The organism is Tenacibaculum ovolyticum DSM 18103 (genome assembly GCF_000430545.1).
GTDB classification, from domain to species: domain Bacteria; phylum Bacteroidota; class Bacteroidia; order Flavobacteriales; family Flavobacteriaceae; genus Polaribacter; species Polaribacter ovolyticus.
Window position 1 is genome coordinate 230,903 of record NZ_KE387164.1, and the last position, 16,783, is coordinate 247,685.

General features: G+C 29.6%; 14 protein-coding genes and 1 pseudogene. All 15 read left to right on the plus strand.

Features of this window, described 5'->3' with window-relative positions:
• The first annotated feature begins 3 nt into the window (after nucleotides 1–3).
• The 15 genes and pseudogenes from H518_RS0115740 (at nucleotide 4) to H518_RS20905 (ending at nucleotide 16,697) form a co-directional block, all read left to right on the plus strand.
• Nucleotides 4–588 (plus strand): hypothetical protein, encoded by a 585-nt coding sequence (locus tag H518_RS0115740; protein ID WP_028889958.1) that lies wholly within the window; start codon nucleotides 4–6, stop codon nucleotides 586–588.
• Nucleotides 589–689: 101 nt separating this feature from the next.
• Entirely contained in the window at nucleotides 690–1,538 is an 849-nt protein-coding gene (locus H518_RS0115745) for a hypothetical protein (protein ID WP_028889959.1), read from the plus strand.
• A gap of 43 nt (nucleotides 1,539–1,581) precedes the next feature.
• Entirely contained in the window at nucleotides 1,582–5,487 is a 3,906-nt protein-coding gene (locus H518_RS20625; protein WP_051263812.1) for a DUF4280 domain-containing protein, read from the plus strand.
• Entirely contained in the window at nucleotides 5,484–6,263 is a 780-nt protein-coding gene (locus H518_RS0115760) for a DUF5991 domain-containing protein (protein WP_155995251.1), read from the plus strand. Before H518_RS20625 ends, H518_RS0115760 begins: the two co-directional genes overlap by 4 nt.
• Before the next feature lie 21 nt (nucleotides 6,264–6,284).
• Nucleotides 6,285–7,082, plus strand: a complete 798-nt coding sequence (locus H518_RS0115765; RefSeq protein WP_028889961.1) for a hypothetical protein — start codon at nucleotides 6,285–6,287, stop codon at nucleotides 7,080–7,082.
• 208 nt (nucleotides 7,083–7,290) lie between these two features.
• Nucleotides 7,291–8,835, plus strand: a complete 1,545-nt coding sequence (locus H518_RS0115770) for a hypothetical protein (protein WP_028889962.1) — start codon at nucleotides 7,291–7,293, stop codon at nucleotides 8,833–8,835.
• Nucleotides 8,836–8,837: 2 nt separating this feature from the next.
• On the plus strand, nucleotides 8,838–8,993 hold the full coding sequence (locus H518_RS21190) for a hypothetical protein (protein WP_155995253.1): 156 nt from the start codon (nucleotides 8,838–8,840) through the stop codon (nucleotides 8,991–8,993).
• On the plus strand, nucleotides 8,993–9,631 hold the full coding sequence (locus tag H518_RS0115780) for a hypothetical protein (RefSeq protein ID WP_028889963.1): 639 nt from the start codon (nucleotides 8,993–8,995) through the stop codon (nucleotides 9,629–9,631). The genes H518_RS21190 and H518_RS0115780 overlap by 1 nt, the downstream gene beginning before the upstream one ends.
• A gap of 26 nt (nucleotides 9,632–9,657) precedes the next feature.
• Nucleotides 9,658–10,431: a hypothetical protein gene (locus H518_RS0115785; protein WP_028889964.1), complete on the plus strand. Its 774-nt coding sequence runs from the start codon at nucleotides 9,658–9,660 to the stop codon at nucleotides 10,429–10,431.
• A 233-nt stretch (nucleotides 10,432–10,664) separates the two neighbouring features.
• The gene (locus tag H518_RS20630) at nucleotides 10,665–11,978 is read left to right on the plus strand and encodes a peptidoglycan amidohydrolase family protein (RefSeq protein WP_051263813.1); all 1,314 of its coding nucleotides are present in this window, start codon (nucleotides 10,665–10,667) and stop codon (nucleotides 11,976–11,978) included.
• Nucleotide 11,979: 1 nt separating this feature from the next.
• Nucleotides 11,980–12,978, plus strand: coding sequence for a hypothetical protein (locus H518_RS0115795; protein WP_028889965.1), 999 nt, complete (start codon nucleotides 11,980–11,982; stop codon nucleotides 12,976–12,978).
• Between the two features lie 91 nt (nucleotides 12,979–13,069).
• Nucleotides 13,070–14,131, plus strand: coding sequence for an SH3 domain-containing protein (locus H518_RS0115800; protein ID WP_028889966.1), 1,062 nt, complete (start codon nucleotides 13,070–13,072; stop codon nucleotides 14,129–14,131).
• A gap of 375 nt (nucleotides 14,132–14,506) precedes the next feature.
• Complete coding sequence (locus tag H518_RS21365; protein ID WP_205618020.1) at nucleotides 14,507–15,469, plus strand: hypothetical protein; 963 nt, start codon at nucleotides 14,507–14,509, stop codon at nucleotides 15,467–15,469.
• Nucleotides 15,460–16,236, plus strand: coding sequence for a DUF5991 domain-containing protein (locus H518_RS0115815; RefSeq protein ID WP_028889968.1), 777 nt, complete (start codon nucleotides 15,460–15,462; stop codon nucleotides 16,234–16,236). Before H518_RS21365 ends, H518_RS0115815 begins: the two co-directional genes overlap by 10 nt.
• A 51-nt stretch (nucleotides 16,237–16,287) precedes the next feature.
• A pseudogene (locus H518_RS20905) lies at nucleotides 16,288–16,697 on the plus strand (endonuclease/exonuclease/phosphatase family protein).
• Nucleotides 16,698–16,783: the final 86 nt, after the last annotated feature.

Genomic DNA, 16,783 nt, shown 5'->3' on the forward strand with positions numbered 1-16,783 from the left:
AAAATGGAGCAAAAACCAAAAAAACAGTTTAGGGAGAATTTAATGAGTGTAGAAGATACAATAGTAAAATATTTACTGATGTTAACTGCTGCATTTAGTTTAACAAGCTGTACAACAATGGAACCTAAATTCGAATTATATGGAGACGCCGTGCTCTTGCAAAATATGAAAATTAACATGTTGAGCATAAAAGATGTAAAATACCCTAATAGTGCATCAAAAATTGAAACATTATTATTTGAAGGAGAAAAGTATAATGTTCAAAATAATGATGTTATGAGTTATGAGGTTTATTTTTCTTACAAAGACTCTTTGGTAGGAGTACTGAAGTTTGAAAATATAATGAAATGGGCAAACGATTATATTAATCACTTGTACGTTTATAAAGGTGAAGACGGAATATACTTACAATATATAGGGAGAGAAGCTGAAATAAAAGACAAAAAAGGATTTATAAGCCTTTCTGCTATGTCAATAAATGAGTTTTATGAAAAAGAAAAAATTGTATCTAAAGTAAAAAAGGAGCAAGTTGAACGTTTTTTTAAAAGTTTTTATAATCCAAGTATTGCTTCGTATAAAAAAAATTAAAGAGAAGTAGCGAGAAGAAAATAGTAACGAGATACTTATTGTTACACCCATTAAAAAAAAATGAAAATTGAAAAAAATTAGCAAAAAGAAAAAGAAAAAATATGCAAAAGCACAACCAAATTATAGAGAATCCACCAAAATATAAAACATCGCTAACTGAAGTAACCTATAAAGTTACGATACAACAAAAAACAGTAGGATTATCTAAAACAACCAGTAACTCGATACAATACAACTTACAAGTAGAAAAAAGCGGAGATCTTAATTACAGTACTTGGAAAAAAAGCGATTTTATACTAAATAATAGTAAGAATACTGTAAAAATGGACAGTCTGTATTTAAAAATAGCAACGCCATTAAATGACTTAGAATTTAGTGTAAACAAGTATAATGATATAGCAGAGATAGCTAATTATAAAATATTGCTTGACAATTGGAACCAACAAAAGCAACTAATTTTTAAAGAATACACTGGCGATGTTTTAGAAGTGCTAGCACAAAAAATGACTGATAAGCTAGCAAACTACAACATCTTAAAACAAAGTTTAAGTAACGATTTAATATTGCAACTCTTTTTAAATAGTACATTAAACGATCATTTAATTTACTATGGTGAGCGTAAAGATACTATTCATTATAAAGGGTTGATAGATACAGTATCGCTACCATTTAAAAGAACCACTACCTTAGGTTTAAAAGGAAAAGCATTAGAGCTACAATCGAAATCGATATTGAATACCCAAAAAATTGACACCGAAAAAATAACCAACTATTTTAAGAATAAAATAGCAGGCTTTGATATACAAAACTTACAGGCTACCATAAAAAGTGATTTACAATTAAATTACGATACTATTTGGATAGAAGCAGCTACTATAACCCATAGTATTTGGATAGCAGACACCAATTATGAAAAAGAAATTGTAGTAACCTTAAAAAAATTGAAGTAATTATAAAAAGAAGTGATAGGCACTTTGCAATACCTATAATACTATGGAAAAAGACCCAATTATACATACCATTACCAAAAATAAAGACTGGCAACGAGAAAATCGGAACGATTTGGTTATTAAATACCTTAATAAATATAAAAAAAACCACCCCGAAGCCAATTATTTACTGTTTGATAAGAAAATAAAAGAAGCAAACCCAACCATAAAAAATTGGGAAAACATACAACTAGGGCAAACCGTAAATATTCCTATGGATATACCAAAGGAAACAAAAAGCGAAGAAGTGTCACCTAAAGATGCTAGTAGCGAAACTACGGTCGTAAGCACCAGTAGTAAAAGTGATACAAAAGCAGCACCAGAAAAAAAAGAAGAAGCACAAGAAGATGTAAGTTCAGGAAAACCAAGCAAAGCAGGATTATATGTAGTTTGTAACGGGGCAGAATGCTCCTGTAATATGAGTGACGACGGTACCAAAGGAAAGTTAAAAGTGCTTAGTCAGAATAAAATATATGTAAACGATAAAGAAGGAGCAGAAAAACTAGTTGCCAATACCAACGATTTAGGAATTCCTTTTGAAGTACCAGTAAAAACCTTTGGTAAATGTAAAATGCAACCAACAGGTACAACCTTTTTACCATGTATACCTAATATAGCAAAGTGGAGCGAAGCCTACGACCCTATTGTTTTAGAAAATAAAGGAAAAGCTTTGGTAGATACCAGTGAAGGTACCTGTGCTTTTGGCGGTAAAATAACTTTCGATACCCATGGGCAAACCCAAGCCGTAAGCCAACAAGATGTAGCAGAAGCAAGTAACGATGTAGCAACTCTAATAAATCCAGCCCTAACCGAAGAAGATGTACACGAACTTATAGCAGGGAAGTTTAAAACAAAAACCGAAGATGAAAAAGGTGCTTCGGTAGCTACTATTAAAACTGAGGATAATAAAAACGCATATCAATTTACCAAGCCAGATATTGCCTTTACAGTAAAAAAATACAGTAGTAAAAAGAAGCCTACTGATGAACAAAAAGCAGGCATAAACTGGGCGGTATTTTATAGAACAACAAAAAAAGAAAAATATAAAGAAGTAGGTAAATATGTAGATATAGGCGAAACCTTCGATTTTCCTTTTCAAACACAAGGAGATTTTGTTGTAGAAGCTTACGGAGGTGCAAAAGGGCCTTATTATTTAACAGCTAGAGACAATTCTGCCTATAAAAAAATAACACTCGGTAGCCAAAAACTTACAGGAGTTTCTGGACCATTTGTAGGAAAAAGTGACCGAAGTGCCCAAGGCCGCGTACGTATAAACGAAACTGTAACTATAAAAGCAGGGCTTTTATACAGCCAAAAAGATGTAGAAACCGCATTAAGTGGTAAAGAACATATGAAAGGTATTGTGTGGGAAGCCACTGCTTATAAAAAGATAGGGAAAACTAAGAAAGAGATTCCTGTTACCATTGTAAAAGACAAAAACAACCCCCAACAAATAACAATTGCCCCTTTAGCACAAAGTGCAACAAGAGTAACAGTTACTGCCACCAACCCAAAAACAGGCGCCGTTAATACTCTAAAATATTCGGTAGGTAGCAACTATGTAGTTCGTGTAAAACAAAACAAAGAAACCATATGCGTTTGGGATACAAAAGAAGCAAAGAAAAAACGCCATACCGTAACCTTAGAAGTAGCTAAGTATGCGATAGAACCCGCATTGCAAGCCGAAAAAGACGCCGTAAAATGGACTAGCTATTGCAAAGGCGATAAACCACTTGCCGATAAAATAATAGCAACAGGCCATAGTACCACACAAATAAGTGAAGATTTGGGGGGTATTATTTACGAAGCCTATGGTATTTACCCTAGCAAAAAGGGAGGCGAAACCGCAAGTGCTAAACTTGTAACTGTAATAGCTCCAAGAATAATAAAAGCCTATTGGGCAGATAAAAACGGAAACCAAATACATCGTAGTGGTTTTAAACACGAGGTATATATACACATAGAAACCGAAGGGCTTACAGGTGAAAAATTAGAACTAAACATATGGGAAAGTGATAATAAAACAAAAGATGATTTTGTGAAAAATGCGGGGACTGCTATTGAGGTGAACGCAAAAAACGGAATTATACACCAAGCCTTTACCTTACCCGAAAATCATTTTTTTGAACAAGAATATTTTTTTACTATTAAAGAATTTCCTTGTGTTGTAGCGGGTGCCAAACAAGACAGTGGTTGTAAAAACGAATATGTATTGTGGAATAATTGGGAAAATAAAAAAACGCATTATCTTTACGTTGATAAGGATGAGAAGATAGTAAACCTACGCATGTACGAGAGTAATGGCAAACTACATACTGGTATTGTAAAATATGGCGATTGTATAACCGTAAAAGTAGCAACACGTAATTATGTTGGTAAAACCTTAGAGTTTAAGATATACGAAGATATTAATTGGGCTAAAGACCCAAAGAAAAATGAAACTATAAAAATACCCATAGACAAGCAAGGAAAAGGAGAAACAGAGTTTATGGTGCCTACCGCATGGGAGTCAGACCATAAAGATGCATGTACAGCACGTTATTTTTATTTAGAGCATAACGGAGACGATTTTCCACGTAGTTTTTATATAAAAACCAAAGGGAAAGAGGAAGATGAGGTAGAAAGCAAACCAAGAGTACGTGCTTTAATGCTTAAAGTTTCTACCACTTTAGAACTGGATGAAAAACTCGAAGCGGATAATGCAGTGGTTTTAGGAGAGGAGTTAAATGTACCTACAGGAAGCGGAAAAGCTTGTGAATCGTTAATATGGGGTGAAAAGTTTACGTGTGAAGAGCGCGAGAAAGTAATACAGATAGCTTCTGATTTATGGGGAGAAGATAAAAAAATAAAAATGGCAAATAATTTAATGGCTGTATTTGCATGGGAAAGTGGAGGTACTTTTAAAACGAATGCTCCTAATATGGATAACTCTGGAGGGACAGGATTAATACAGTTCATGCCAAAAACAGCTAAGTCATTGCTAGGTAGAGATATAACTATTGAATATGTTAAAAACTATTGGGGTAAAGAGAAAACTTTAAAAAGGGTTAAAGAGTTTGCGAATATGACTGTGTTAAAACAATTAGATTACGTGAAAAAATATTTTAAACCGCAGGCAGGTAAAGATTTAGAATTTGTAGATTTTTACTTGCAAGTATTATTTCCTGCTTCTAGTGGTAAAAAAAATCATGTTGTCTTTAGTGAAAATGGAGAAGGGTTGGATGTTAATGATAGACATTTTAAATTACGTGTTAAAGCATACGCACAAAACAAAGGAATGGATGCTGATAAAAATGGTAAACTCATGAAAAACGAGATTGCCCTAAGTGTTCAGAAATACTTAATTAAGGGAGAGGCTTTTAAAAATGATTGTTCTGATGGAAGTTGTACTTTGGGGGCTAAAGCTCATGATGGTGAAATTATAAAAAATGGAGTTACGCTTCATTTCATTGGTAAGACAGCAAAGGAATCATCATTATCTATAAAAACAAAAAATATATTGAAGGAGGTTGGTGAAATTTCATCTAACATGAATATTTATATTACAAGTGTTGCTAGAACAGCTTATGATCAGGCTAGAATAATGTACGATAATTGTAGTGTTGATATAGAGGAGCAAAGGGCTACTTATGCAACTGCTGGTCAAAAAGTAATTGATGTGTATCTCTCAGAAACAAAGAAAGGGAAAACAAGAGAAAAAATTATTTTACTTATGGAGCAGAAGATAAAGGAACTGGGACCTGCATCAGTCTCGAAACACTGTTCAGACCCTAATATTTTAAATACATTTGATATTTCTTATTCAAAATTAAATGATAAAAATAGTTTCTGGGAAGAAATGAAGAAGAGGTCAGAGTTAGATAAAATTTTAAAAGAGAATAAATGTTATCATATACAAATAGAACAATGAAAAAAATAATTAGTTATATAATATTAATCTTTATTTTTTTTGGGTGTAAAAATAAGAGTGATTTATCACAAAAGGTAATAATACAATCAAATGATACGATTATGATTAATCATAAAGAATGTGTTATTGATATTAAGTTTGATATTCAGAAAATGAATGACTTGAAGAATAAATATGGTGACGAGGATTTTTATGTGATAGCGGATGATGCTAATTTTTATACTGCGGAAGTAAATGATTTTTTGAAAAAAAAAGGAAAAAAGATAATTTATGTAAAAATGAAACCAAATACTATCTTGGGGTTTAATAACAAGTATTATATGAGTTATGCAGATATAGCTTATTGGGATTATATTTTATTTAAAGAAACAAAAAAACCGAAAGTAATAAGTCCTATCAATTTTGAATCTGCTTTTAAAAAATTCTTTTATAAGAAAACTTATATAGAGGAGATAGATGAAAAGTGGTTTGGTAAATATAATTTTTTTCAAGATCTAGGGAAGATCAATGATATTGGCGCTTTTATTGACTATAATATAAGAATAGAAAAGGATGATTGTTTCTTTTCAGGACAAGGTTATCAAACTAATTTTTATGATTTATGCTATGCAAAACAAAATAAAGATACTTTAGATATATACTATAAGAAAACAATAGAAGGAACAGATTATAATAAAAGTGATAATCCTATTGCAAAAATATTTAAAAAAGATAACAAGTACTTTGTTATAAGTTCTGCCATAAAAGATGTTCCTGTTTTATTAACTAAAGAATAAAATTTTTAAGCAAGGAGTTATATGACAAAAATTAAAATACTTTTATTATTTTTTATATCTTTAATTAGTGTTAATTGTAAAAAAGTGAAAACTGACAATTTAGCTTATAATATTAATACTGAAAATAAACTAAATCTGAATGGTACTTGGTACTGTAATGATTTTACTAAAGAAAATAGGATTAACACTAAATATAGCATAGGGTTTGCAAAAGAGAATGTGAAATATTCTAAATTTCAAATAAAAAACGATTCTATTTTTTTTGGTAATTGTTCAAAAAAAATATACAAATACTCTTATTCATTAGAGAAAAAAAAATATGATGAAGAAAGTGTATTTGTAACTCATTTTAAACTACAAAAAAAAGCAATTGATTTTTTTACAATAGATGATGAAGAGTCATGCGTGCCAATAGAGAGTCCTATTTTTTATATAAAAAGTAATAAAGAGGTTGTGATTCTAGATAGAGGGTATTTTTTTTCGTATAAAAATGAGAAAAAAAATAAGCCTCATTATTCTGTAATAGGTATCCCAAGCAATAATAGAGAGTATTGGGAAGTGAATGGTGTTTACAAAAATTCAAGTATTAATATAGCTTATAATAACTTTTTGAGTGAGTTTGAATATGGTGGAGAAAATCTACTTAAAGCCTCTCCTGATAAGAGTTTTATTGATGAAAAAAATTCAATAGAGTATTTAGTGGAAAATAACAGGTTAATTGTTGAAAAATCCGATCCAATGGGTACTATTTATATTAATTTCAAAAGAAATGGTGATCGTATAAATTTCACATATAAATTAGAGTATCCAGAATATTAGTATTAAGATATGTGAGAAAGAGAACAAACTACATACTGGTATTGTAAAATATGGCGATTGTATAACCGTAAAAGTAGCAACACGTAATTATGTTGGTAAAACCTTAGCATTTAAGATATACGAAGATATTAATTGGGCTAAAGACCCAAAGAAAAATGAAACTATAAAAATACCCATAGACAAGCAAGGAAAAGGAGAAGCAGAGTTTATGGTACCTACCGCATGGGAGTCAGACCATAAAGATGCCAGTACAGTACGTTATTTTTATTTAGAGCATAACGGAGATGATTTTCCACGTAGTTTTTATATAAAAACCAAAGGGAAAGAAGAAAACGAGGTAGAAAGCAAACCAAGAGTACGTGCTTTAATGCTTAAAATTTCTACCACCTTAGAACTCGATGAAAAACTAGAAGCCGATAACGCAGTGGTTTTAGGAGAGGAGTTAAATGTACCTACAGGAAGCGATAAAGCTTGTGAATCGTTAGTATGGGGCTCAAAAGTAAGTTGTAAATTTCGCGAAAAGCTTATTAAAATATGTGCTGATTTGTGGGGAGAAGATAAAAAACTCTTTATGGCAAATGAAATGATGGCATGTATGTATGTTGAAACCTCAGGAACATTTAGTTCTTCAGTAATCCGTTTGGTAACTAAAAACAGACCCAACCCTAAAAAAGGACAAAGTAAAACCATGCGAGTTTATGAGGGGTATAGTAAAGAAGCACATAAAAAAGATAAAAGTTTAGTAAATAAAAGTGCTGTAGGATTAATTCAGTTTACAAGTGTAGCAGCAGAAGAGTTGAAAATATCAAAACAGGAGCTAGCATTAATGACTGAAATAGAACAGTTAGATTATGTGAAAAAATATTTTGAGATAGGAGGAAGAAACAAAAAGATTAAAAACGGACAAGAAATGTACTTGACCATTTTTTGCCCAGCAGCAGTTCATAAGGATAAAGATTATGTGTTGTATAGTAAAGAAAAAGATACAAAACATGGAAAGTCTCATTATGAAGCCAACAAAAGTATAGATGAAGAAAATAACAACGATAAAAAAATACAACGCTGGGAAGCAGTATCACGTGTTTTAAAAGCAAAAACGCAAGGTGTTTCAAGAAAATATATAAACCAGTGTAAAATAGATATTAGTACTTGTACTAATATTGTTTATGAAGGTACTGAGGATGGAGGGTGTCCTAAATGTGGTGAAAAACACATAGATTTAAGAGGGGATAATAGTAAATGGATTTCTCAGTATAATTCAAAATTTGGGTCAAAAAAGAAACAGGATGTAGCATGTTGGAGAGCTTGTAGAGTTGTATTGAAAAATTATAGTGTCGAGGGGGGACTTTTGGATTATTCTAAGAATGTAAAAGGTGATGCTCTGTATCAAATAGGAAGGGAAGAAAATAAAAAACTAGTTATTAATTCTTCAATAGCGAAAACAGCTAATACTTACTTGGATAAACAACTAAATAAAGGTAAGCCAGTAATTGTTGGAGTAGATCATACTTATAAATATAAAGGAGGTTTTAATAATGATTTGAGTACGGATCATTTTGTAATCATTGTGGGTAAGGGATGTGAAAATGGCGCTGTTTTTTATATCTTTTATGAAGTTGCAACTAGTTATCCAGATAAAGGATGTAGTGATGATAACAAGTTGTTCTTGCAAAGTGATAACACATTAAAAGGGACAACAGTATATAAATCAAGTAGAACTTATACAGTTATACAAATTAGAAAAAACGAATAATTATGAAAACACATCTATTTACTTATTTACTTCATGCAATTCAAACAAAACTAGTGGTTTTAAAGAAATTGTATGGTGTGAAATCGTTAAAAACGATAATTCATTTTATAAAAGTTGTGGTGAATTTGGGAATGAAATTTCTTTTAAAAAAGATTTAATGCTGCTTGAGTATATGGAACCTGAACGAAAAAAAATTCTTGATATAAAAAAAGAAGAAAATGGTTATCGAATTAATTTGGGTAATTATAAAGTTACATTTGAATGGGTAGATAAGAAAAAAATAATTGGTCATTGGGTAATGTATCTAGCTAATGGAGAAGAAGGTTTTAATTATTTTGCTATTGATAAAACTAAATATGAAAGCTTATTAAAGCCCCCTTGTATAGAGTGTTTTGATAAAGGAATATGTGATGAGCTAGTAGGAGAAAAAAATACAATAAAAGAGCGAGTAAAAACCTTAATTTCAGATCAAAATATTTCCAAAAAATGGCAAGGAAAATATCATTATTTAGATGAAGAAGGAAGAACAGCTGGTGGAGATTGGACAGGCCATTATACAAATTATCGTATAACAAAAGACAGTGTTCATTTAACTACTAGTGGTCATATGTCTGGTAGAGAAGATTATTATTTGGCTGAAGAAAAGGGAGATACCTTAATGCTGTATCGTTACCAAGATATAAGAAATAATAATAGCCTTTACAAACAGATAGAGCAAGAAAAATTATATAAAAAAGGAGATACCTATTACTTTTTAGTTAATGAACAAGAGAAAAAAGGTGTTAAAGTTGAATAAGTGCTTAAAGTTATTGGCGTGGAATTATGATTAGATACAGTATACTTTTATTCATTTTATTGTTCATTTCATGTGGACAAGAAAAAAAATCTTTAAAAAATGAAGAGAAAGTAATCATTAATAAAAAAGAAAATATTTCTAATCTTATTACTACGTGGTATGAAGTAGAGCTAAGGAAAAATAGTTATATTTTAAATGATTGCGGCTATGAAGGTAGGAGGCTTAAAATTAAAAAAGATTCTATACATGAACACGGTATAATGGAAGATAGTGATTTTAGTATATATAAAATATTAAAAAATCAGGATAACATATTTTTATATATAAATGAGAAAGATTTTTACAGTATATCATGGGTAGATAAATTAAAAAGAATTATACGTGTAAATTCAAAATTTTATGGAAATAGTAATAGATACTATGTAAGTCAGGAAAACTTAAAGAATATAAAGAAAGTTCAAGAGAATGGAGATGATTGTATTGAAGATATATCTTTTGAGAGAGATATATCAATTAATGGTGATTGGAAAATAAATTGTGAGAGTATAGGTGCCCTGAAAATACGAGAGAAAGAAGTCTTTATTGAAGTAAACTCTAATCAAATATACATTGATGCGACTTTAGAAAAAAAGAATGATTCCATTTATAATATTTATTTAAATAAACCAAAAGATTTAGGGCGCGGTGGTGTAAATTTAGATTGGGGTTATTTTTCAAAAGATAGTATCATTTCGAGGATTAATTGTAATAAAAAAAGTGAATTTATAATTTTTAATTGGCTAGGTTTTTATAATGTATAAACAGGTAAAAGAGAATGGGTTGAGGATAGTGATTTTCAATTGCAATCAGAGAGATTAAAAGATATAAAATTAATAAAGTGTAAATATTAGAGTTTGTTTATAAGGTATTCCTCTCGGAATTTATTAGTAAAAGAATGATGTTCTATTTATTTTCTAAATATTAAACTTAGTGTGTATAGCTATGTCGTTATGTAAAAAACGAGGTAGAAAGCAAACCAAGAGTACGTGCTTTAATGCTTAAAATTTCTACCACCTTAGAACTCGATGAAAAACTAGAAGCCGATAACGCAGTGGTTTTAGGAGAGGAGTTAAATGTACCTACAGGAAGCGATAAAGCTTGTGAACCTTTAGTATGGGGTGAAAAATTTACGTGTACCGAAAGAAAAAAAGTAATACAAATAGCAGAAAACTTAGGTATAGGTAAAGATAAAATAGAAGGTGCTAATTGGTTAATGGCTGTAATGGCTTTGGAAACAGGAGGTAAATTTGATCCAAGTATAAGAAATAGTTTAGGATATACGGGGTTAATTCAATTTGGTAAATCTGCGGCAAAAAGTTTAGGGACTACGAGGGATAATTTACGTAAAATGACTGTTGTTGAGCAATTAGATTATGTTGAAAAATATTTTAAGCAATATAAATCTAAATTAAAAACGATAACAGATGTTTATTTATCTGTATTATATCCTGTGGCATCAGGTCATGGAGAAGAAAAAAACTATGTAGTTTTTGATGATTCTAAAAAGGCTTATAAGGCTAACCCTACTTTTTTTTATGAAGATGATGAGGTGGATAAAAATAGTAAAGGGAAAATAATCAAACGACATGGGAAAACAGGTGGTAAAACGTATATTTGGGAAGTTAAAATGGCTATACTAACTTGGTATAGTAAAGGAAGTGCCAAAAATAATATGTGTAAAAAAGATGCTAGCACTTGTGAATTTGGTAGTAGTGCTGGAAATACTGAGAGTTCTGATTTAAATATCCCCGCTGGGATTAAATGGCTTAAGAGTAAAGCAATATCTACGGGTTTTGAAGATAAATCTAAATATATAGTACTGTATAAACAAGACGATAATAGGGTTTCTTCGGAAGGAGAGAATACAATGGACTGTTCCGAAACAGTATGTAGGTATTTAAAAGAAATAGGTTGGAGTGAGAAAGTAATAAATTTAAATACTTCTGCATTATATAATTTTGCTGAAAAAAATATAAATTGGCTTGTTAAGCATGATTCTTTGGATTATAAACCTAAGAAAGGTGATGTTTTTTTATGGAAAAATGATAAAGGAACAAATGGGCATACAGGAGTTGTTGTTGATTATGATTCTGTTAATGATGTTGTAACTACTATTGAGTCTATTAATTTTAAAGAATATCCTATCGGATACTCCAATGGTGTGAAATTACAAGGTACTGTAGAGGTAAAATGGAAAAGAAAATCGAGGCATTTATTATCACATCCAACTTCAACGAGTAGATATACAGCTTCGACAAATAGGTTTTATACTCCAAAAACTCATTATACTAAACAAAAAAAGAAATAATATGCATTTTATAAAAAAAACAATTTTTACATTAACAGTCATTGTGTTGTTAAGTTGTAAGAATGATCAAAAAAAAAGAAGTTTTTTAAAATCAGATAGTTCAATTAAAAGAGACACAATTAGTTTTTTGAAAAAATCAAATGACTTAGGGAAAATACATAATGTGTTTTTTAAATGGTATAAAACAAGGAATAATATAAAAATAAAAAAATTAAATTCATCGTATAAAGTAGATCTTGTAAAAAGAATACCTATAAATATTGATAATATTGATATTTATTTACAAATAGATTTTTTTATGGCTTTTTTGGACTCAAAATTTAATAATGAAGATATTTATCAATTATTTAATAATGATGTAAGTCCATCATCTAAAGCTTTTAAATACGCTGAACATCCTTTTAACTATGAAGAAGATAAGATAGAAAATGTCCTAGAGAAAATAATTATAAAATCAAAAGATTCACTTTGGATCAAATACTATTTAGAAGAAGAGGGAATTAATAATATGCTTCTGTTTTATGATAATAATAAGGTGGAGAATATTTTTCATTACAATAAATTGGTTGGCCTTATTAATACACCTCCCAATAATTTAGATTTTGGCAGTACTAAGGAGCTAATTAATGGTATTAAAGATGAAATAAAATTTAAAACTCAATGGAAAGGTGAATATAGTTTTGAGTATGAGCATAACCATATGGGGGAATCTTCTGAGGGAAGAGCATTAATATCTGTAAATCATAAAGATGGTAAATCTAATATCGATTTATACTGGAAAACAACAGTAGACGAAACAGGAGAAATAACCGATAAGGGAGATATAAGAAAAGAATTAACAGTTGTCCGTATTACTAAAGATACATTAGAATTGAAAGGTGCTAAAAAAGAACAATATGTATTATATAAAGAAAACGGAGAATCTGATTACGCTATAAAAGGACAGAGTATATATACGTTGAGTCCTCCCAAGAACCATTATCCTTTAACAAAAAAGTAACAAATAATTGTTATTGTTGTAGCATTAATGAATTCTAAAAATGAGAATAAATAGACCCCTTTTAAAATTTTTATTATTTGCAACCATACTAATGAGTTGTAAAAAGAATAATAAAACAGAAGTAGTAAAACAAAAAACAGAAAATAAACAATTTTTAAAAATTAGTGATAATAAATCATTTGTTATAAGTTGTGGTTCTGGTTGCGCTATGACTTATTCTGAAACAGGTATTGTTTCAAATAATAACTCTAAAGAAGTAACATTTGAAGTTCAAATGTTTATTGATGAAGTCTTGACAGATGGATATTTTGAAACTTACGTTTTTAATTGTGATAACTCAAAGGAAATTAGTCTAAAAGGAGATAATACTTTTAAATTAGATAAGCAGGTTGTTTCAATTCAAGAAAATTTAAACTTATACACAAATAGACTATGCCTTAAAAAAGAAGAAATAGGTACTTCACAAGAGGCTATATCTAATTTTATTAATTTAAAGAAGGTCTTAAATCAAGTTAAGAATGTGAATTTACCTCTGAATACTAAAAAAGCAGATTTTTTAAAAGGTAATATTATTGAAGGTATATTAAAAAAATTTGAAGATTTTGATCGTTTATCTTTTTATAAAATTAAGACAATTAAAGAGGGTAATTTACTTTTGTTAAAATCAAGTGATTTAAGAGGCGAAGATTATTATTGTTTATTAACTATTAACAATAACTATGAAATAATAGATTATTTAACAATAAAACAATTAGAAGAATTTGAAGATGAAAAAGGCTTTGGAGTCAAACACACAATGTTTGAAGTTTCAGAAAATTATGTCATAACTATAAAAAAAAGCATTCATAATAAGTATATCGTAGATGCTAGAGAATACATAATTAATAGCATAGGAGAGTTTGAACAAGTTAAAAGTGAAAAAGAATTAACTGTTAATAATTATGACCTAAAATTAAGAGACAGCCATAATCTATTATCAAACACTCTAGAGTTATTAGCGAAAGAAACCTCACTTGATTATATCGAAAAATCAAATAATCAAACAAGCGTGATATTAAACGGAAAAGAAATAACAGACTATTGGTATAAAGTAAAAACTCCAAAAGGTAATATTGGTTGGGTGCATGGTTCTTGTATAAAAAATAAAGAATAAAAAATACAAAATTTTAAATAAAAATAGAACCTCTATAATTTAGAGGTTTTGTTTTTATTAGAATACAATTTAATGAAAAGCTCAATTAATATTTACGAAGGTATTAATTGAGCTGTAGACCATAAGAAAGAAGAAAACGAGGTAGAAAGCAAACCAAGAGTACGTGCTTTAATGCTTAAGGTTTCTACTACCCTAGAACTCTATGAAAAATTAAAAGCCGATAATGCAGTGGTTTTAGGTGAGGAGTTAAATGTGCCAATAGTAAGTAAAAAAGCTTGTGAATCGTTAATATGAGGTGGAAAATTTACATGTACTGAAAGAAATAAAGTAATAGAAATATGTGCTGAGCTTTGGGGAGAAGATAAAAAAATGAAAATGGCAAACAATTTGATGGCTGTTTTTGCTTGGGAAAGTGGAGGGACTTTTAAAACGAATGTACCTAATATGGGTAATTCTGGAGGGACAGGATTAATACAATTCATGCCAAAAACAGCTAAGTCTTTGCTAGGGAAAGATATAACTATTGAATATGTTAAAAACTATTGGGGTAAAGAGAAAACTTTAAAAAGGGTTAAAGAGTTTGCGAATATGACTGTGTTAAAACAATTAGATTACGTGAAAAAATATTTTAAACCGCAGGCAGGTAAAGATTTAGAATTTGTAGATTTTTATTTGCAAGTATTATTTCCTGCTTCTAGTGGTAAAAAAAATCATGTTGTCTTTAGTGAAAATGGAGAAGGGTTGGATGTTAATGATAGGCATTTTAAATTACGTGTTAAAGCATACGCACAAAATAAAGGAATGGATGCTGATAAAAATGGTAAACTCATGAAAAATGAGATAGCCCTAAGTGTTCAGAAATACTTAATTAAGGGAGAGGCTTTTAAAAATGATTGTTCCGCTGGGGATTGTACATTAAGAGGTGATAAACATGATGGTACAGTAAAAGAAGGTTATGATATAGAAAAAGCTGTAAATTATATAATTGCCAATGTAGAGCCTAAATCGATAGGTTATTGTGCGAAGTATGTAAGGTTAGCTATTGTTGCGGGGGGGATTAATACAGATGATCGTCCAGCAGGTACAAACGCTAAAGATTACGATACGTATTTAGTGAAAAAAGGATTTACTATTATTGATTCTAGCAATTATAGTCCTATTAAAGGAGATATTGCAGTTTTTGAAGCTTTTCAGGGTGAAAAAAAATACCATAAATGGGGGCATATAGAAATGTTTACAGGAGATAAATGGGTTTCAGATTTTATACAAAATGACTTTTGGGCTGGCTCTGATTACCGAAAAGCAAAACCAAAATATACAATTTTAAGATGGAAATAAAAAGAATATTACAGATAGCTATACTTTTTTTGGCTTTCAATGCGTGTGGTAGTAAAATAGATAATAATATTAGATGTATAAAGGACTTTTATAAGTCATATATAACGACTTTAGGATTAAATAATAATACTGAAAGAATTAATTTAATCAAGGAAACGTATCTAACTACTAATCTAATTAATAAATTAGAAAAATTGGAGTTGGATTATGACCCAATATTAAACGCACAAGATGTTGATTCTCGATGGGTAAATGATATCAAAGTTAAGAAAGATTTAGTAGAAGATAACGTGTATCATGTTTCTTATACAAATGGAGCATTTTTTCTAAGAATAACTATGGTGAAAAACATAGATGGAATCTCTAAAATTAACGATATAGATGATGTTTCTAAGATGTTTTTAAAAACAAATAAAATAGAAACTAATGAGAATTTATTTCAAAATTTTTGGGTTAATAAATTTTCTTATAAAACGACACCTTTTAGAGTTGATTCTGTATCTAATATTTCAATTTATTATAATATAAATATAAAGAAGGATAGCGTTTTTTTTTCGGGTCAAGGTTATAAAACTAATTTTTATGATTTATGTTATGCAAAAGAAAATAAAGACACTTTAAATATATTCTATAAGAAAACAATAGAAGGAACAGATTATAATAAAAGTGATAATCCGGTTGCAAAAATATTTAAAAAGGATAACAAGTACTTTGTTATAAGTTCTGCCATAAAAGATGTTCCTGTTTTATTAACTAAAGAAGAATAAGTTTTTAATCCTAATATATACAAAGAAAACAGAAAAGTATATACACGTGATATTTTATGGGTTTCAGGATATTTAGATGAAGAATTAATTCATGTACTTGTAAATCATTGGCCTTCAAGAAGAGGTGGAGAAGCAAAAAGTAGCGTATTGCGAGAAAAAGCAGCTTACAAAGTAACCCATATGAAAACATGTTTCGCCGTGGTTTTAGTACTTTGGGGTATAGAGATCGAATTAATTTGTTTGATCAGATTGTAATAACATCTGCATTATTAGATAAAGGAGAAAAAGATTTTTCTTCTTATAAAATGTTTAAATCGGGTGTTTTTAATAAAAGATTTTTAACTGAAAAGAAGGGGCGCTTTAAAGGGTACCCTTTTCGAAGTTTTTCTTACGGAAAATACACTGGAGGCTATAGCGATCATTACCCTGTGTATATGTATATAATTAGGGAGGATAAATAAATTCTTACAGAAATTATGCATGCATAACAATTAATTAACAAACCAATTTAGATAAGTACTTATCTTTGTGAGATTAACCTTCTAAC